Raw genomic sequence first — 17,509 nt, forward strand, 5'->3', positions numbered from 1 at the left:
TCACCACGATTAATCCGCGTTGCCCTCGCTGGACAAGGCGCCTGTGTCGGTGGTTTCAAGGACCGCGTAGGCGCTGCTGCAGAACAGCGAGTTCAGGCGTTTCATGTCGGAAATCAGCTCGAGGTGCAGAGAACTGGTCTCGATACTCTGCACGATCTTGCGTTGCAGTCTGCTGACATGGGCGTGGGCCAGCCGCCGCTCCTGTGCCCGGAAACGACGTTTCTCGCGCAGCAACTGGCGCGCGCTTTCCGGGTCACCGCTGAGGAATACCGACAGGCCAAGACGCAGATTCGCCATCAGTTGCTCGTGCAGCCCGGAGAGTTCTTCCAGGCCCACGTCGGAAAACGACCGCCGCTGCGACGTTTTCTGCTGCTGGACCTTGCGCAGCATGCGCTCGATCAGCCCGCTGGCCAGCTCCAGATTGATCGCCAGCTCGATGATCTCGGCCCAACGACGATTGTCCTGATCGCTGAGGTCGTCGCGTGGCATCTGCGCCAGGTACAACTTGATGGCGTTATAAAGCACCTCGACATCGTCGTTGAGCCGGCGCACTTCCTGAGTGACCGCCGTCTGGTTGCCACGCAGTACTTCTTGCATGGCATTGAGCATGCTGTCGATCAGATCGCCCATGCGCAAGGTTTCGCGCACCGCGTTTGCCAGCGCCAGGCTTGGTGTGGCGAGTGCGGTCAGGTCCAGATGGCGAGGCTTGGTCTGGCCGTTGATCTCGGCCTGCTGCGGCAGAATCGACGCGCACAGACGCCCCATCGGCCCCACCGTCGGCAGCATGATCAGGCAGCGCAGGGAGTTGTAGATCACATGAAAGCTGATGACCAGGCTCGACGGACTGACATTCAGCGTGTCCATCCACGCCACCAGCGGGGTCAGCACCGGGGTGATCAGCAGCAGGCCGATCAGTTTGTACAGCAGGCTGCCCAGCGCCACTTGCCGACCGGCGACGTTTTGCATGCTGGTGCTAAGGAACGCCAGCAGACCACTGCCGATGTTGGCGCCGATCACCAGACCGATCGCCACCGGCAGGCTGATGATTTCCGCGCCTGCGAGGGTCGCCGTCAGCAGCACGGCCGCAAGGCTTGAGTAAGAAATCAGCGCGAACATGGCGCCGACCAATGCGTCAAGCAGAAGATCGCCCGTCAGTGACGCAAACAGCACCTTCACACCTGCAGCCTGGGTAATCGGCGCGGCGGCAGTGACGATCAGTTGCAAAGCGAGAATGATCAGGCCCAGGCCAATGCCGACACGACCCAATTGGCCCACACGGGTTTGTTTGCGCGACAGGAAGAAGATCACGCCCAGAAAGATCAGCAGCGGTGATAGCCACGACAGGTCGAACGTCAGGATTCGCGACATTACCGCTGTACCGACGTCGGCACCGAGCATGATGGCCAGCGCGGGCGTCAGGCCCATCAAGCCCTGGCCAACGAACGACGTCACCAGCATTGCCGTGGCGTTACTGCTCTGCACCAGCGCGGTGACGAGTATCCCCGCGACAAATGCCAGCGGGCGTTTGGACATATTCTGGCCAATGACTCGGCGCAGCTGCGAGCCGTAGACACGCAGAATGCCGGTCCGAACGATGTGTGTGCCCCAGATCAACAGCGCGACGGCGGAAAGCAAATCGAGCAGGGTCAGCATACGGAGAGCCCCCTGTAGGTTGCCCATTGGGCAAAGTTAAAAGGTCCAGCGTGTAGCGAGCGTACGCGCTTGAGGTGCATCGAACAGCGCGCTCAACTAAAGCTTTAGTCGGCCTGTGGCCTTAATGCCAGCATGGCACAGCGGATTATTTCTTGAAACAAATCTGTCATAAATCAGGTGTTTGAACGCCACACTTTTGCGCTCTGCCAATAAAAAACGGGGCATTCATAGCCCCGTTGTTTTCACGTCTGTGCGGCGGACGTTATTGACCCGGCACGTCCTTGTGAAGTTTCACAGGGTCCTGCATCGCACGTTTTTTAGCCATCGACGTGCGCATCTTGATGTTGATCGCTTCGACTGCCAGCGAGAACGCCATGGCGAAGTAGACGTAGCCCTTCGGCACATGCACATCGAATGACTCGGCAATCAGGACGGTACCGACGACGATCAGGAACGACAGCGCCAGCATTTTCAGCGACGGGTGCTTCTCGATGAAGTCGCTGATGACGCCCGCGCACAGCATCATGATCAGCACCGCCACGATGATCGCCGCCACCATCACCGGTACGTGGGACACCATGCCGACAGCAGTGATGACCGAGTCCAGCGAGAATACGATGTCGATGATTGCAATCTGAATGATGGTGTACAGAAACATGCCGCCCTTGCCTTTCGGCTCGTCCAGCGTCTCTTCTTCGCCTTCCATGCCGTGGTAGATCTCTTGCGAGCTCTTCCACAACAGAAACAGGCCACCGAAAAACAGAATCAGGTCGCGTCCGGAAATGCCCTGGCCCCAGACCACGAACAGGTCGTCGGTGAGGCGCATGACCCAGGTGATCGACAGCAGCAGCAGAATCCGCGTCACCATCGCCAGCGCCAGGCCGAAGATACGGGTGCGTGGCTGCATGGCCTTGGGCATGCGGCTGACCAGAATCGAGATCATGATGATGTTGTCGATGCCCAGCACGATTTCCAGGGCGGTCAGCGTGAAGAAAGCAACCCAGATCTCAGGGTTGGTCAGCCATTCCATTACGTATTCCTTTGAGCGTTCGTTTTCCCTCCGGCACGGTTGCGCCAGAGGGAGCGTTGAGTTGCGTTATAGGCTGCTGAAGAACGGGAAGATTCCCATCAGCAGCGCGGCGATCAGAATGCACACGCACACCAGCACGGCCCATTTGAGGGTAAAGCGCTGGTGATCACCGAATTCGATGCCCGCCAGTGCCACCAGCAGATACGTCGACGGCACCAACGGACTCAACAGGTGGACGGGCTGGCCGACGATCGAGGCACGTGCCATTTCCACCGGGCTGATGCCGTAATGCGAAGCGGCTTCGGCCAGTACCGGCAGCACGCCATAGTAGAACGCGTCGTTGGACATGAAGAAGGTGAACGGCATGCTGACCACCGCTGTGATCACGGCCAGATAAGGGCCCATCGCTTCAGGGATCACGGCCAGCAGGCTCTTCGACATCGCGTCGACCATTCCGGTGCCGGACAGGATACCGGTAAAGATCCCCGCAGCAAAAATCAGTCCGACCACTGCCAGCACGCTGCCGGCGTGGGCAGCGACGCGGTCTTTCTGCGCTTGCAGGCACGGGTAGTTGACGATCATGGCGATACTGAACGCAATCATGAACAGCACCGGCAGCGGCAACAGGCCCATGATCAGTGCCACCATCAGCGCCAGCGTCAGTGCGGCGTTGAACCAAATCAGCTTGGGACGGCGGGCTTCAGGAAACTGGGAAACGCTGATGTCGCTATGATCGCCTTCGTCACCGGGCAAGTGCAGTTCGCCCAGGCGCGCACGTTCACGTTTGCCGTAGAAGTAGGCAATCACCAGAATCGCCACAACGCCCGCCAGCATCGCCGGAATCATGGGCACAAAGATGTCGGATGGATCGACATGCAGGGCACTCGCCGCACGCGCGGTTGGGCCGCCCCATGGGGTCATGTTCATCACGCCGCCGGCCAGAATGATCAGGCCCGCCATGATGCGCGGGCTCATGCCCAGACGGCTGTACAGCGGCAGCATGGCGGCCACGCAGATCATGTACGTCGTGGCGCCATCACCGTCCAGCGAGACAACCAGCGCCAGCACCGCCGTACCGACCGACACTTTGACGGGGTCGCCTTTCACCAGCTTGAGGATCTTGCGCACCGCCGGGTCGAACAGCCCGGAGTCGATCATCAGCGCGAAATAAAGGATGGCGAACATCAGCATCACGCCCGTTGGCGCAAGTTTGGTGATGCCGGCCAGCATCATCGGGCCGATTTCGGAGGCAAAACCACCGAACAGAGCGAAAACAATAGGAACGATGATCAAGGCAATCAGCGCTGACAGGCGCTTGCTCATGATCAGGTACATGAAGGCGACGACCATGGCGAAGCCGAGGAAGGTCAACATAGCAATACTCCAGCGTTACGCGGCGGGGAACGGACGAGACGAGTCGATCAGCTCAAAACGAGCGGCGCGTGGAGTCGGGGATTGCGGAGGGGGTACTGCAGGGCACATGCAAGCATCGGGAATCACCTAATTGTTGTTGTAGATGGGCCGGAGAACGTCAAGCGCGTTCGTCCTGGCCGACCGGTCTGTCGCCGGCGGTGAGGTGATGCTAAACGGGGAAGCTTTCAGCCAGCTTTCGTTGCACTTCTGAAGTTGACGAGCGGGAGTTTGAGTTATCGACCCCAGGATGCGGTCAGACCCCTACATAACCTGGAGAGTGCTCATGAGTGAATTGCATACCGGCGGATGCCATTGCGGCAATCTGCGTTACCAGATCGATGGGCCCGTGGATGACGTTGCCCACTGCCACTGTACGATTTGTCGGCGCACGTCAGGGGGGATCGTCGTGACGTGGACCAGCGTGCCGGTCGAGGCTTTCAAATGGTTGGCGGGAAGTCCGACCCCCTATGATTCAGGGCCGACGTGCGTCAGGTATTTCTGCAATAACTGTGGGGCGCAGGTCGCGCTGTTCAGCCGCAACAGCCCGGAGACTATGGACGTGACTATCGCCACCCTTGATCGCCCGGAGCTCACGCCTGCCGATCGGCATATCTGGACCGACAGCCGCCTGCCCTGGCTGCACCTGGACGAGCATCTGCCGGGTGAGCCTGGGGAAACTGACTGAATCATCGCGGGGCGTGCAGTTGCGCAACGATCAAGGCAGCTCCAGGCCGCCGGCTGCTTTGTGCAATGCCCGCAGGTGATCACCGACCTGCTTGAGATTGTCTTCGGTCGCAGCAATCTCGGCGGCGCGGTCGGGATCAAGCAGCGCCCTCACCTCTTTATCCAGATCACCGCTGAGCCGCTGCAGTTGTTTCTGGCGCTGGCTACTTTCGTCTTCCAGACGCTGCCACTCGCCTTCCTGCGGCAGACCGTAGCCGCCGCTGCCGAGCAGTTCCGCCGGGCGACTCAGGAATCCGCTGTTGGCCAGAATGTCCTGCAATGTACCGGTCGCCTTGGAAACGCCGTTATCCTTTTGCTCCACAGCACTTAGATAACGCTGTTTCACCTCATCCTGCGCGAGCAATAGTTGACGACGCAGTCCGGCCTGTTCCAGCAGCAGCATTGCCGCGCTGGTACGCAAGTCAGCCTGAGCGAAATAAGGACGCCGCTCTTGGGGCGTCAATGCCAGCCAGTCTTCAACGGTGGTCTGCTTGACGTTGGTGGTCTTGCGCAGCACATCGAACATCGCCTGATAACGGTCGCGGTACGAGTCGAAGCGGTAGCCCATGCGCAGCGCCTTCTTGGGATCGTCCAGCACGCTGGTATCCGCCAGCCCCCTGCCCTTCAGCACTTCCAGCAGGCCATTGGGCATGATGCTGTCCAGCCCGACAAGCCGCGGATCGTTAGTGCCACTGCGCAGCAGCTTCAGGTTTTCCACCGCGCAGTTATTGGACAGGAACCAGTAATCCCCGTCATAGGCCCAGTGCATCTCGGCTGCGTGCTGAACCAGACCGTTAATCTCCTCACGGGAGAGTTTCAGCGGGACCGAGGCCAGGCCGCGCAGTTCGGTCTTGGTGTACTCATCGATCACCTGACCCAGCGGCAGGACAAACAGGCGCGACGGATACTTGCCGGTCAAGCCGCTCCAGCTGGACAGCTGCAGATCATTGACGAACGCGCGATACGACAGCACCAAGTGCTGATCAAGGTCCAGCCGGCAGTCCGGGCCGCGTGGGCGACCGGGCTTGCAGATCACCAGCCGCAGCATGCTGTGACCCCAACGGCTCGCCAGATTCTGGTTGGCCTCAGCCAGCAGGTAATCGACCTCATACACCCGCTCGGGGTCGAGCTTGCCCAGTGGCTCTCGGGCAAAGTCGTTACCGGCGTTGAGATAAGGATAGGACGTCGGGCACTGATCCTTCGTCGCTGGCGCCCAGTCGAACCGAGCCTTGTAATAGTCGTACAGCGCCGGACGGCGGCAGGCGTAGGCCGGATCGAGGAGGAAGTACTCCATGTTCACCGCAACGAATTCCAGCGGGCTGCTGATTTCGTAGATATCCGGGCTGCGCGCGACCTGGCCATTGCGCTCTTCCCTGTCACCGCGGCGGCCGACGTACTGCGGCCATCCCGCCAGATCCAGAAGGCGCGGATCATCACTCAGCGTGAAACGTCGGTCGGTCTGCCCCCGGCAGCTGTCACGCAGGCCAACCTTCCCCACGCTCTTGCCCTGCCGGGCACACGCAACGATCAGCTTGCGGTCTTCAGGGGACCAGAGCTGCGCGTGATCATAAATATGGGTCAGCTCATGCAGGACCGTGGCGAGCATTTCCTCGCGCACGGTGCCGTGAGGACGGTTGGTTCGTGTCGTTGCGGCGCTGCCGTCGGTCAGGCCTGCGAGCAGGTGCTCATTCAGGTCCAGACGGTAGGGACCGTCTGCACGGCCGTAGGCATTGGACGGCATGTCGTCGGTCCAATGCACTTCCACCTTGCGATCAAGCTTGCTGACGAACAATGGCGGCAGGTGCGCCATGGCTTCGTCGAGCAATGTCTGGCTGGCCTTTTGTTGCGCAGGACTCAGTCCGTCGGTGTGCAACGACAGGCTCAGGTCGGCGAAGGCGCTCGTGCAAATCAGCGAGAGCGCCGACGTCAGCAGCCAGACAGCGAGGCGTTTCACAGTGCGAGGATGGCCTCGGCGAGGTCCTGATCACTGGCATTACGGGCTTCAGGCAGGCGGTCACGCAGTGTGATGAACGCAGCGTCGAGCAGTGCGCCATGGATGTCACCGTTACTGGCGACATAGCTGGCGGCGTCGTCGCGCGCTTCGAGGATGAGTTTCCAGTTGCGCACGGATGAGGTGGTGTCGGAGGTGAAATCGATGCTGCGGCCGAGGGCGCGAACGACGATGTTACTGGTGGCCTTCAGGGTTTGTGCCTGTGCCATATCAGTCAGCAAGAGCAGGCCAAGGGCGGCAGCGATCAACGGGGTACGCATGGAACGTCTCCAAAATACGGTAGTTACAAAAAAAGTGACTATTGGACGAGGATTGCCTGCGCCAGTTCAAGGTCGCTTGCATGAAGTTTTGGGCGGGTTTGACGCAGGTACGCCAGCGCAGACTCCAGCCGTGCTCCTCGCAGTTGGCCGTCACTGGCGACAAACACTGCAGCATCATCCTGGGCGGCAATTATCAACTTGCTATCGAAAGGCCCGGTTGTCACCTGGCTGGTGGCGTATCCGGTTTTGACCAGGCTTTGTGTTGTCACGTCGAACGCCAGAACCTGAGTTGAAATACTCAAGGCTGCGGTGACGGCAAGCACGAGGCGAAACAACGAATGCATGGCTATTCAGGGCTGTTCAGGTTCTGCGAAACGAGTCGCAAGGCTAGCGCAACACCTGGGCCAGAGCTAGTGCAAAGACCCGGGCTCGCGTTTGAGAAACCTGTCGCGAAGCTGAATCAGATGGCAAGAATCGCTTGCGCGAGTTGCGCGTCCGACGCTTGCAGGCCCGGTGCAACCTCGCGGATGTGTTGCAAGGCGCCCTGGAGCTTCACGCCCCGGATCTCGCCTTCGCTGGCAACGAAGCTTGCGGCGTCGTCGCGGGCGGCCAGAACGATCTTGTCATCGTGGAAGGAGGACGAAATTTTAGACGTGGCGTTGGACGAAGCATCGAGCGCACGGACGATGGTGTCCGTTGTAACCACAAAGCTGGAAGCCTGGGCTCCGGTGGCAGCGACGATCAGGAAAGCGGCACTCAACAGGCGAACGCGAGACATACAGGCACTCCAAAATAACGGGATTCGAAAACCACAGACGCATAAATCGGGAAGCTCAGCGAGAGCTGTCTTGTGACTGCGTGGTCAAGGTGGCGCAAGATTAGCTTATAAGCGGGCTGCCGAACTATCCCGGCCTTGTGCCAGTCGCCGCTACGTAACTCTATATCTGCCGCAATTACCCGTGATCGTTGGACTGTAATGGGATTTGCTGAGTTGCGTAAAACTGTACTGGTCGGCCCTTAGCGTGGTTTGCCCGACCCCAGAACGACAAAACCCGCCAGCAGTGACCTGCTGACGGGTTTTGTTTGAACAATTCGGGTTGCTGGTGAGAGGCGCTCGGCCTGGGACCAGCAGACGCTAACTTAGCGCCAGAACGGCTTGCTCAGCTCTTCATAACGCTGGGATTCGCTGATACCGGCGTCAGCCAGCAAACGTGCATCCAGGCGAGCCAGTTGATGCCGGCTGGACAGACGACGCTGCCAGAGCATCAGGTTGGCGAACATGCGCAGCGGCAACGAGGCTTGTGCGGTTTTTGCGGTGTCTTCGTAGAACAATTCGGAACTGACGGTGCGTTCCATGATGCTTCTTCCTTCCGCTTGTGGCGGGATTAGAGATTGACTTGATTGGTGACAATATTCCTCTCATTGCCCGTCTCTCTCTAGACACAGTTCATTTGTATTGTGCTGCTCCAGTTAACTGTTAATCACCACTGTTTTGTTCGGAAGTGGGGCAACTGTACGGGTCTGCACCAGAAGTGTGCTTTTTTGTCAGTTGGGCCAGTCATTTCCCATTAGAAGTACGTGAAATCACCCGTACAGCAGTACAGTTTTTGCAGAATTTGCGTTCAGGTTGCGAACTGTGACGACGAAAGGTCGTCGCCACTGACAAACTGTGTCTTCAGATCGCCAACATGCGGCCGGTTTCTTCCAAGTTTAGGTGCCAGCTGAGTGCATCCCGCAGCACATGCGGTGTGTGACCGCCAATTGCACAGGCGCGGCGGAAGTAGTCATTCAGCGCCTCGCGATAGGCCGGATGCACACAGTTGTCGATGATGACCCGGGCGCGCTCGCGGGGTGCCAGGCCTCGCAGGTCTGCCAGTCCGATCTCGGTGACCAGAATGTCTACATCGTGTTCGGTGTGGTCTACGTGGCTGACCATTGGCACCACGCTTGAAATGGCTCCGGCTTTGGCAATGGACTTGGTCACAAAAATGGCGAGATGGGCGTTGCGGGCGAAGTCGCCTGACCCGCCTATCCCGTTCATCATCCGTGTGCCGCCCACGTGAGTGGAATTGACGTTCCCGTACAGGTCGAACTCCAAGGCAGTGTTGATACCAATGATGCCCAGGCGGCGGACGACCTCCGGATGGTTCGAGATTTCCTGGGGGCGCAGTAACAGTCTGGATCTGTACTGCTCCAGATTGTCGTAGACCGCAGAGTGCTTGCGCTCGGACAACGTCATGGAACAGCCCGAAGCGAAATCCAGCTTGCCCGCCTCGAACAGATCGAACGTCGAGTCCTGCAGCACTTCCGAATACATGGTCATGCCGTGAAAGGGCGAATCGATTAGCCCGGTCATGACGGCATTGGCGATCGTACCTACCCCCGCCTGCAGCGGCATGAGCTGATTGGTCAGTCGGTTCAGCCGCACTTCGCCTTTGAAGAACTCGACCAAGTGGCCCGCGATAGCCTGAGTGTCGGTGTCTGCCGGCAACACCGTCGACGGCGAGTCGGGTTGATTGCTGATCACGATGCCGACGATCTTGGCCGGATCGATCTTCACTGCCTGACTGCCGATTCGGGTATCGGTCTTGAGGACCGGGATCGGCAGGCGTGTTGGCCGGTAGGTGGGTATATAGATGTCGTGCAGCCCTTCGAGCTCCATGGGTTGGGCAAGGTTGATCTCGATAATCACGTGTTCGGCAAGAATGGCGAAGCTCGCCGAGTTGCCGACTGACGTGCTGAGCACCAGATGTCCCTCTTCGGTGATTGCTACGCATTCGATCACGGCGATGTCCACGGCCTTGATCTGGCGATTGCGCAGCTGCTCGACGGTGTCCGACAAGTGCTGGTCAATGAACATCACGGTGCCGTCGTTGATGGCCTTGCGCAGGGTGCTGTCGACCTGAAACGGCATGCGGCGGGAGAGCACGCCGGCCTCGGTCAGTTGCTTGTCCAGATCGTTGCCCAGGCTGGCGCCCGTCATCAGGCTGATCTTCAGCGGAACTGTTTTGGCGCGTTCGGCCAGCGCCTGGGGCACGGCCTTGGCTTCGCCGGCGCGGGTGAAGCCGCTCATGCCGACGGTCATGCCGTCCTTGATCAAGGAAGCGGCGTCGGCCGCGCTCATTATCTTGCTCATCAGCGAGGGCAGACGGATTCGTTCACGGTGCATGTTGTTTAATCTCATGACAAAGATGCGTGAGCGAAGTCTAGAGAGTTGAGGAGCGTTCGTCCCGCTACCAAGGTCGCACTAAAGGCTCTAATTAGCGCCTTTGCGCGAGAAACACTTTTACCCGGGCTGTAAAAAACCCTCGGCCATCACCTGCGCCGAGGGTTGTTTCATCGCGAGTTGCAGCGATTATTCGATCGCTTTGACCATGTCCTCGATGACCTTTTTGGCGTCACCAAAGACCATCATGGTTTTGTCCAGGTAGAACAGTTCGTTATCCAGGCCTGCATAGCCGCTGGCCATGGAGCGCTTGTTGACGATGATGGTCTTGGCCTTGTACGCCTCGAGAATCGGCATGCCGGCAATCGGCGACTTGGGATCGTTTTTCGCCGCCGGATTGACCACATCATTGGCGCCCAGCACCAGGACGACGTCCGCCTGACCGAACTCGGAGTTAATGTCCTCCATCTCAAACACTTGATCGTAAGGCACCTCGGCTTCCGCCAGCAGCACGTTCATGTGCCCCGGCATCCGGCCGGCCACCGGGTGGATCGCGTACTTCACCGTAACGCCCGCGTGGGTCAGCTTTTCGGTCAGCTCTTTCAGCGCGTGCTGCGCTCGAGCAACCGCCAGCCCGTAACCCGGCACGATGATTACGGTGTCGGCGTTGGTCAGCAGGAAGGTTGCATCGTCAGCCGATCCCGATTTAACCGGACGGGCTTCCTTGCTGCCGCTCGTAGCACCGGCATCCACTGCGCCACCGAAGCCGCCGCCGATCACGTTGAAGAACGAGCGGTTCATTGCCTTGCACATGATGTACGACAGAATCGCGCCGGATGAGCCGACCAGAGAGCCGGCGATGATCAGCATCGAGTTGTTCAGCGAGAAGCCAATACCCGCCGCTGCCCAGCCCGAGTAACTGTTGAGCATCGACACCACAACCGGCATGTCTGCGCCACCAATCGGGATAATCAGCAGCACGCCAATCACGAACGCCAGGATCAGCATGACGCTGAACGCGAACAGGCTACCCGTCAGCATGAACGTGATGCCGAACAGCAGCGTCGCCAGACCCAGAACCAGATTGAGCTTGTGCTGACCGGCAAACTGCACCGGTGCGCCCTGGAACAGGCGGAACTTGTATTTGCCCGACAGCTTGCCGAAGGCGATGACCGAACCGGAGAACGTAATCGCCCCGATCGCCGCGCCCAGGAACAACTCCAGACGGTTGCCCGCAGGAATCGGATCGCCCAAGTGGTGAACGATGCCCAGCGACTGTGGCTCGACCACCGCAGCGATGGCGATGAACACGGCTGCCAGACCAATCATGCTGTGCATGAAGGCGACCAATTCAGGCATCTTGGTCATCTCGACGCGCTTGGCCATGATCGAACCGGCAGTACCGCCGACCAGCAGACCGATAAGGATGTAGCCAATGCCTGCGCTGGCGCCGTCGGTAGATAGCGCAGCCAGTTTGAACACCAGTCCTATCGTAGTCAGAACAGCCAGGCCCATGCCGAGCATGCCGAACAGATTGCCTCGGCGCGAGGTGGTTGGGTGAGACAAGCCCTTCAGCGCCTGGATGAAGCAGATGGCCGAAACGAGGTACAGCAAGGTGACGAGGTTCATGCTCATTACTTGGCCACCTCGTCTTTTGCCTTGGGCGCTTTCTTTTTGAACATCTCAAGCATCCGCCGGGTGACGAGAAAACCGCCGAAGACGTTAACGGCCGCCAGCGCAACGGCCAGGGTGCCCATGGTTTTGCCCAGTGGCGTCACTGTCAGCGCGGCGGCAAGCATGGCGCCGACGATGACGATGGCCGAGATAGCGTTCGTGACTGCCATCAGGGGCGTGTGTAGTGCAGGCGTCACGTTCCAGACCACGTGGTAGCCGACGTAAATGGCCAGCACGAAAATGATCAGGTTGTAGATGCCGGGTGAGATGAACTCTTCCATTATTTTTATCCTCAGCCGTTCTTGCGGATGACTTGGCCATTGCGGCACATAAGGCACGCGGTAACGATGTCGTCTTCGAGGTTGATCTGGAACTGGCCTTCCTGGGTGAAGAGCAGCTTCATGAAGTCCAGCAGGTTGCGGGCATAAAGAGCCGACGCATCCGCCGCGACCATGGCGGGCAGATTCGTGTGGCCAACGATGGTCACGCCATGCTCGACCACCACTTGGTCGGCTACCGTCAGAGGGCAGTTGCCGCCCTGCGCTGCCGCCAGATCGATCACCACCGAGCCGGGCTTCATCTGCGCGACCGTTTCAGCGCTTAACAGCACCGGAGCCTTGCGACCGGGAATCAGCGCCGTGGTAATCACGATGTCCGCCTGTTTGGCGCGCTCATGAACGGCCACAGCCTGACGCTGCATCCAGCTGGCCGGCATCGGGCGGGCGTAACCGCCGACGCCCACGGCAGCTTCCCGCTCCTCGTCAGTCTCGTAGGGCACGTCAACGAACTTGGCCCCTAGCGACTCGATCTGCTCCTTCACCGCTGGACGTACGTCCGAGGCTTCAATGACCGCACCCAGTCGTTTGGCAGTGGCGATGGCCTGCAGCCCCGCAACCCCCGCTCCGAGAATCAGCACGCGCGCTGCTTTCACTGTACCGGCCGCTGTCATCAGCATGGGCATGAAGCGCGGATAGTGCTGCGCCGCCAACAGCACGGCTTTATAGCCGGCGATGTTGGCCTGGGAAGACAGCACGTCGAGGCTTTGCGCGCGAGAGGTACGTGGCGCGGCTTCGAGGGCAAAAGCGGTGATACCGCGTTCAGCCAGCTTGGCGATCATGTCGTTATTGAAAGGGTTGAGCATCCCGACCACCACTGCGCCGCTTTTGATCAGCGGCAACTCGGCGTCGTTGGGAGCGGAGACCTTGAGGATGAGTTCAGCGCCGAACGCATCGGCGGCGCTGCCCATTAATGCACCTGCCGCCTCATAAGCACTGTCGGTCACGCTCGCCGCAATGCCCGCGCCGTTCTGCACAGTCACGGTGTGGCCTTGGGCGACGAGCTTTTTGATGGTTTCGGGAGTGGCGGCGACCCGGGTTTCACCAGGCTGGGTTTCGAGGGGGACTCCAATGTGCACGTCAAATCTCCTGCGTGATCTTATTGTCTTAATTAGGCCAGCGCGCTACGGCCCGAGGGCTGGGATTGCGATCACTACGCCCGTTAAAACAGCCGGGCGCGGCATTTTGCAGGGGATGCCAGAGGCCTTCAAGGGTTTCTGTAACTGAACGAAAAATGTACTACAAGTCACCCTGTGACCGATTGACGCACAAAACCGGTTAAGTCATTGATAACAGACGCATTTTCATGGTTACGGTTTCTCACAACCGTGGTAAGGCAAAATTTCTAAAATGAATCGAAATCAGGCTGTAGAGCGCTATTTGTATGACTATTGGGATAACGCGAGCACAAAGAAGCGTGTGTCGCAAATGCGACAAATCAAGATATATGTAGGTTTTAGGATCTTCGTACTACACGGAAACGTTCGTGTTGTGGATAGGCATTCAGGGCAGGGAGTAGGTCTTGGCCTGCTGAATCAGCCAGTCACGAAACGCCTTCAGCGACGCTGATTCCGTTTTGCGCTCCGGAATCATCAAGTAATAGGCCTTTGAGCTTGAGAGCTGGTGAGGGTTGGCAATCACCAGGCGTTTTTCGGCCAGTTCATGCTGAATAAGAAATGGTGGTATGAGCGCCACACCCATGTCGTGCATGGCTGCCTGAGCGAGCATGGAGAATAGCTCGTATCGGGGACCTGTCATGTCGCGAGCCACCCCCATGTCCAGCGAATTGAACCACTGCCGCCAGGCGTAGGGCCGAGTGGTTTGCTGGAGCAGCGGCATCTCGGCCAACTCTTGAGCGCTGATGCTGTGCCGTGCCCCAAGCAGTGCCGGACTGCAGACCGGCATGGGATTTTCGCCCATCAGTCTGTGGGACTCGGTACCGGACCAATCAGCATCACCAAAGTAGATCGCTGCGTCGAATTCGGTATCGGCAAACAAAAACGGTCGCGTGCGGTTGGTCAGGTTGATAGTGACGTCAGGGTGGTTCTTCTGAAAATCCTTTAGGCGTGGCAGTAACCATTGCGTGCCAAAGGTGGGCACTACCGCCAGTTCGATCACATTGACGCCCTGATGACCCATCACTGACAGCGTGTCGCGTTCAACAGCGTCAAGTTGCGTTGCGATGCGCCGGCTGTAGGAAAGGCCAGCCTCCGTAAGCTTCACACCCCTTCGCGAACGTCGGAACAGGCCGACATTCAAGAACGCTTCCAGGCTCGCGACCTGGCGGCAGATCGCGCTCTGGGTCAGAGAAAGCTCCTCAGCCGCCTTGGTGAAGCTCTCGTGCCGCGCGGCTGCCTCGAAGCTCACCAGCGCAGCGGTGCTTGGGATTTTACGACGCATGTACCTTTGCCTCACTCACAGCGACGGCTCGGTGGCACCGGCCGTGTCTCGGAGTGAGAAATTAGCACAGGGTGATGCGAAATCGTCGTTTGCTCGATCCCGGGTTCAGGCCTAGGCTCGCTTCATTACTTCTCCGGCAGGTCCGGAAGCGCATTTGGTGAGGAGAGAGTCATGAGCGGCAAGGCAAGTTTCAGTTGGATCGACCCCCTGTTGCTGGACCAGCAACTCACCGAAGAAGAGCGCATGGTTCGCGACAGCGCCGAGCAGTTCGCCAGGGACAAACTGGTACCGCGTGTGCTTGAAGCCTTCCGCCATGAAAAGACAGACCCGGCGATCTTTCGCGAGATGGGTGAGATAGGTCTTCTCGGCGCCACGATCCCGGAGCAGTACGGCGGCAGCGGTCTGAACTACGTGTGTTACGGCTTGATCGCTCGCGAAGTCGAGCGCGTCGATTCCGGTTATCGCTCGATGATGAGCGTGCAGTCCTCCCTGGTCATGGTGCCTATCAACGAATTTGGTACCGAAGCGCAAAAGCAGAAATACCTGCCAAAGCTTGCGTCCGGTGAATGGATTGGTTGCTTCGGCCTTACCGAACCCAATCATGGTTCGGATCCGGGCGCGATGATCACCCGTGCGCGGAGCGTCGAAGGCGGCTACCGTCTAACCGGCAGCAAAATGTGGATTACCAACAGCCCGATTGCCGATGTCTTTGTTGTCTGGGGCAAAGATGACGCTGGGGATATCCGCGGCTTCGTACTGGAAAAGGGCTGGCAAGGCCTGACTGCTCCGGCGATTCACGGCAAAGTCGGCCTGCGCGCTTCGATCACTGGCGAGATCGTGATGGACAACGTGTTTGTGCCGGAAGAGAACATTTTCCCGGACGTCCGCGGTCTTAAAGGTCCGTTCACGTGCCTGAACTCCGCCCGCTATGGTATTTCCTGGGGTGCCTTGGGGGCTGCCGAGTTTTGCTGGCACGCCGCGCGTCAATACACACTGGACCGTCAACAATTCGGCCGTCCCCTCGCAGCTAATCAGCTGATCCAGAAAAAGCTCGCTGACATGCAGACCGAGATCACGCTGGCGCTTCAAGGCTGCCTGCGTCTTGGCCGGATGAAAGACGAGGGCACTGCAGCCGTTGAAATCACCTCCATCATGAAGCGCAACTCCTGCGGCAAGTCGCTGGACATCGCGCGTATGGCGCGTGACATGCTGGGTGGCAACGGCATCTCTGATGAGTTCGGTATCGCCAGGCATCTGGTCAACCTGGAGGTGGTGAATACCTACGAAGGTACCCACGACGTCCATGCGCTTATCCTTGGTCGCGCGCAAACCGGCATCCAGGCCTTCTATTAAGGAGCCAGCAATGGGCGCGTTATCGCATTTGCGTGTGCTGGACTTGTCCAGGGTCCTCGCTGGCCCTTGGGCAGGGCAGATTCTGGCTGACCTCGGCGCCGAGGTGATTAAAATCGAGCGCCCGGGTAACGGCGACGACACGCGCGCGTGGGGGCCGCCCTTCCTGAAGGATCCGCGCGGAGAAAACACGTCTGAAGCTGCGTACTACCTCTCAGCCAACCGCAACAAACAGTCCGTCACCATCGACTTCACCCAACCCGAAGGCCAGAAGCTGGTCCGCGAACTGGCGGCGAAGTCCGATATCGTCATCGAGAACTTCAAGGTTGGTGGGCTGAAGGCCTACGGTTTGGATTACGAATCACTGCAACTGGAGAACCCCAGGCTCATATATTGCTCCATTACCGGGTTCGGTCAGACGGGACCCTACGCCAAGCGAGCAGGTTACGACTTCATGATCCAGGGGCTCGGTGGGCTGATGAGCCTTACCGGTCGTCCCGAGGGGGAGGATGGCGCGGGACCGGTGAAGGTCGGCGTGGCGCTGACGGATATTCTGACGGGGCTGTATTCGACTTCTGCGATTCTTGCTGCTCTGGCGCATCGGGATCAGGGAGGGCCTGGTCAGCACATCGACATGGCGTTGCTGGATGTGCAGGTCGCCTGCCTGGCAAATCAGGCAATGAATTACCTGACGACGGGCGTATCGCCAAGGCGACTGGGTAATGCTCACCCGAATATCGTGCCCTACCAGGATTTCCCCACCGCCGATGGCGATTTCATTCTCACGGTGGGGAACGACAACCAGTTCCGCAAATTCGCGGAAGTGGCCGGGCAACCGCAGTGGGCCAGCGATCCGCGGTTTGCGAGTAATGAGCAGCGCGTGGCGCATCGTGCCGAGCTGATCCCGCTGATCCGGCAGGCCACCGTCTTCAAGACCACGGCTGAATGGGTCACGGCGTTGGAGGGGGCCGGAGTACCGTGTGGGCCTATTAACGATGTCGCCCAGGTGTTCGCAGATCCGCAGGTGCAATTCCGCGGTCTCCAGGTCGAGTTGCCTCATGCATTGGGTGGGACTGTTCTTCAGGTTGCCAGTCCGATCCGTTTATCTGCCACGCCTGTTGAATATCGGCGTGCGCCGCCGTTGTTGGGGGAGCACACACTGGAAGTTCTAACCGGATTATTAGGATTACCTGACGCTGAGGTAATTGCCTTGCGTCAGAGGGGCGTTCTCTAAGGGCTGGTGCTCTTGCAGGAGTCTTTATCCGGTCTCTATATAAACAGAAGGAAGTATCGGATTTCCTTAGGGTTTTGGCTTTTTCGCCAAAAGTTCAAATTAGGTGTTGACGCCCCTCTGGATCTGTCTATAATTCGCCCCACTTCCGGCGCAGACGAAACGGAAAACTCCTTGATAATCAAAGAGTTGGACGAAGTAAGCAGCGAGGAATGCTTCGGTTCAGATGCTTGAATCGACAGCGGTGAAAAAGGCAGTTGACA

Annotated in this window: 17 protein-coding genes; 3 read left to right on the forward strand and 14 right to left on the reverse strand. The window is 58.9% G+C overall.

Annotation, left to right across the window (positions count from 1 at the left end):
* Positions 1-9: 9 nt before the first annotated feature.
* The 3 genes from AC07VF_RS08170 to AC07VF_RS08180 form a co-directional block, all read right to left on the reverse strand.
* The gene (locus AC07VF_RS08170) at positions 10-1,653 is read right to left on the reverse strand and encodes a Na/Pi cotransporter family protein (protein WP_192174461.1); all 1,644 of its coding nucleotides are present in this window, start codon (positions 1,651-1,653) and stop codon (positions 10-12) included.
* Between the two features lie 262 nt (positions 1,654-1,915).
* A complete protein-coding gene (locus tag AC07VF_RS08175; RefSeq protein WP_192174462.1) occupies positions 1,916-2,683 on the reverse strand; it encodes a TerC family protein in 768 nt (255 codons plus the stop codon).
* A 66-nt stretch (positions 2,684-2,749) separates the two neighbouring features.
* A complete protein-coding gene (locus tag AC07VF_RS08180; protein ID WP_192174463.1) occupies positions 2,750-4,057 on the reverse strand; it encodes a CitMHS family transporter in 1,308 nt (435 codons plus the stop codon).
* 322 nt (positions 4,058-4,379) lie between these two features.
* Here AC07VF_RS08180 and AC07VF_RS08185 point away from each other — a divergent pair, with 322 nt between their 5' ends.
* Entirely contained in the window at positions 4,380-4,781 is a 402-nt protein-coding gene (locus AC07VF_RS08185; RefSeq protein ID WP_495008286.1) for a GFA family protein, read from the forward strand.
* A gap of 30 nt (positions 4,782-4,811) precedes the next feature.
* On the opposite strand, the gene AC07VF_RS08190 is transcribed toward AC07VF_RS08185, so the two are convergent.
* The 10 genes from AC07VF_RS08190 to AC07VF_RS08235 form a co-directional block, all read right to left on the reverse strand.
* A complete protein-coding gene (locus AC07VF_RS08190; RefSeq protein WP_495008285.1) occupies positions 4,812-6,773 on the reverse strand; it encodes a DUF7844 domain-containing protein in 1,962 nt (653 codons plus the stop codon).
* Complete coding sequence (locus AC07VF_RS08195; protein WP_346628458.1) at positions 6,770-7,090, reverse strand: DUF2388 domain-containing protein; 321 nt, start codon at positions 7,088-7,090, stop codon at positions 6,770-6,772. Before AC07VF_RS08195 ends, AC07VF_RS08190 begins: the two co-directional genes overlap by 4 nt.
* A 38-nt stretch (positions 7,091-7,128) precedes the next feature.
* On the reverse strand, positions 7,129-7,434 hold the full coding sequence (locus AC07VF_RS08200) for a DUF2388 domain-containing protein (protein WP_282365496.1): 306 nt from the start codon (positions 7,432-7,434) through the stop codon (positions 7,129-7,131).
* Positions 7,435-7,550: 116 nt separating this feature from the next.
* Positions 7,551-7,868: a DUF2388 domain-containing protein gene (locus AC07VF_RS08205; RefSeq protein WP_133774179.1), complete on the reverse strand. Its 318-nt coding sequence runs from the start codon at positions 7,866-7,868 to the stop codon at positions 7,551-7,553.
* 362 nt (positions 7,869-8,230) lie between these two features.
* On the reverse strand, positions 8,231-8,446 hold the full coding sequence (locus AC07VF_RS08210; RefSeq protein ID WP_093466716.1) for a DUF1127 domain-containing protein: 216 nt from the start codon (positions 8,444-8,446) through the stop codon (positions 8,231-8,233).
* 319 nt (positions 8,447-8,765) lie between these two features.
* Positions 8,766-10,259 carry a succinyl-CoA:acetate CoA-transferase ScpC gene (gene scpC, locus AC07VF_RS08215; protein ID WP_346628459.1) on the reverse strand — a complete coding sequence of 498 codons (1,494 nt, stop codon included), beginning with the start codon at positions 10,257-10,259 and terminating at the stop codon, positions 8,766-8,768.
* A 186-nt stretch (positions 10,260-10,445) separates the two neighbouring features.
* Positions 10,446-11,891: an NAD(P)(+) transhydrogenase (Re/Si-specific) subunit beta gene (locus AC07VF_RS08220; protein WP_192174468.1), complete on the reverse strand. Its 1,446-nt coding sequence runs from the start codon at positions 11,889-11,891 to the stop codon at positions 10,446-10,448.
* Complete coding sequence (locus AC07VF_RS08225) at positions 11,891-12,211, reverse strand: NAD(P) transhydrogenase subunit alpha part 2 (protein WP_065987890.1); 321 nt, start codon at positions 12,209-12,211, stop codon at positions 11,891-11,893. Before AC07VF_RS08225 ends, AC07VF_RS08220 begins: the two co-directional genes overlap by 1 nt.
* A gap of 11 nt (positions 12,212-12,222) precedes the next feature.
* On the reverse strand, positions 12,223-13,344 hold the full coding sequence (locus AC07VF_RS08230; RefSeq protein ID WP_495008284.1) for a Re/Si-specific NAD(P)(+) transhydrogenase subunit alpha: 1,122 nt from the start codon (positions 13,342-13,344) through the stop codon (positions 12,223-12,225).
* A gap of 424 nt (positions 13,345-13,768) precedes the next feature.
* A complete protein-coding gene (locus AC07VF_RS08235; protein WP_346628461.1) occupies positions 13,769-14,665 on the reverse strand; it encodes a LysR family transcriptional regulator in 897 nt (298 codons plus the stop codon).
* Positions 14,666-14,836: 171 nt separating this feature from the next.
* On the opposite strand from AC07VF_RS08235, the gene AC07VF_RS08240 reads away from it, so the two are divergent.
* Positions 14,837-16,018 (forward strand): acyl-CoA dehydrogenase, encoded by a 1,182-nt coding sequence (locus AC07VF_RS08240; protein WP_495008283.1) that lies wholly within the window; start codon positions 14,837-14,839, stop codon positions 16,016-16,018.
* 10 nt (positions 16,019-16,028) lie between these two features.
* On the forward strand, positions 16,029-17,249 hold the full coding sequence (locus AC07VF_RS08245) for a CaiB/BaiF CoA transferase family protein (RefSeq protein ID WP_495008282.1): 1,221 nt from the start codon (positions 16,029-16,031) through the stop codon (positions 17,247-17,249).
* A 35-nt stretch (positions 17,250-17,284) separates the two neighbouring features.
* Here AC07VF_RS08245 and AC07VF_RS08250 read toward each other — a convergent pair.
* The coding region (locus AC07VF_RS08250; protein WP_495031052.1) for a hypothetical protein at positions 17,285-17,509 on the reverse strand (225 nt) is incomplete at its 5' end.

It is taken from the genome of Pseudomonas sp. GW821-FHT02H06, assembly GCF_059421525.1.

Coding starts and splice junctions, on each gene's coding strand:
- AC07VF_RS08170 (WP_192174461.1), bottom strand. CDS start 1,653: ATGCTGACCCTGCTCGATTTGCTTTCCGCCGTCGCGCTGTTGATCTGG.
- AC07VF_RS08175 (WP_192174462.1), bottom strand. CDS start 2,683: ATGGAATGGCTGACCAACCCTGAGATCTGGGTTGCTTTCTTCACGCTG.
- AC07VF_RS08180 (WP_192174463.1), bottom strand. CDS start 4,057: ATGTTGACCTTCCTCGGCTTCGCCATGGTCGTCGCCTTCATGTACCTG.
- AC07VF_RS08185 (WP_495008286.1), top strand. CDS start 4,380: ATGAGTGAATTGCATACCGGCGGATGCCATTGCGGCAATCTGCGTTAC.
- AC07VF_RS08195 (WP_346628458.1), bottom strand. CDS start 7,090: ATGCGTACCCCGTTGATCGCTGCCGCCCTTGGCCTGCTCTTGCTGACT.
- AC07VF_RS08200 (WP_282365496.1), bottom strand. CDS start 7,434: ATGCATTCGTTGTTTCGCCTCGTGCTTGCCGTCACCGCAGCCTTGAGT.
- AC07VF_RS08205 (WP_133774179.1), bottom strand. CDS start 7,868: ATGTCTCGCGTTCGCCTGTTGAGTGCCGCTTTCCTGATCGTCGCTGCC.
- AC07VF_RS08210 (WP_093466716.1), bottom strand. CDS start 8,446: ATGGAACGCACCGTCAGTTCCGAATTGTTCTACGAAGACACCGCAAAA.
- scpC (WP_346628459.1), bottom strand. CDS start 10,259: ATGCACCGTGAACGAATCCGTCTGCCCTCGCTGATGAGCAAGATAATG.
- AC07VF_RS08220 (WP_192174468.1), bottom strand. CDS start 11,891: ATGAGCATGAACCTCGTCACCTTGCTGTACCTCGTTTCGGCCATCTGC.
- AC07VF_RS08225 (WP_065987890.1), bottom strand. CDS start 12,211: ATGGAAGAGTTCATCTCACCCGGCATCTACAACCTGATCATTTTCGTG.
- AC07VF_RS08235 (WP_346628461.1), bottom strand. CDS start 14,665: ATGCGTCGTAAAATCCCAAGCACCGCTGCGCTGGTGAGCTTCGAGGCA.
- AC07VF_RS08240 (WP_495008283.1), top strand. CDS start 14,837: ATGAGCGGCAAGGCAAGTTTCAGTTGGATCGACCCCCTGTTGCTGGAC.
- AC07VF_RS08245 (WP_495008282.1), top strand. CDS start 16,029: ATGGGCGCGTTATCGCATTTGCGTGTGCTGGACTTGTCCAGGGTCCTC.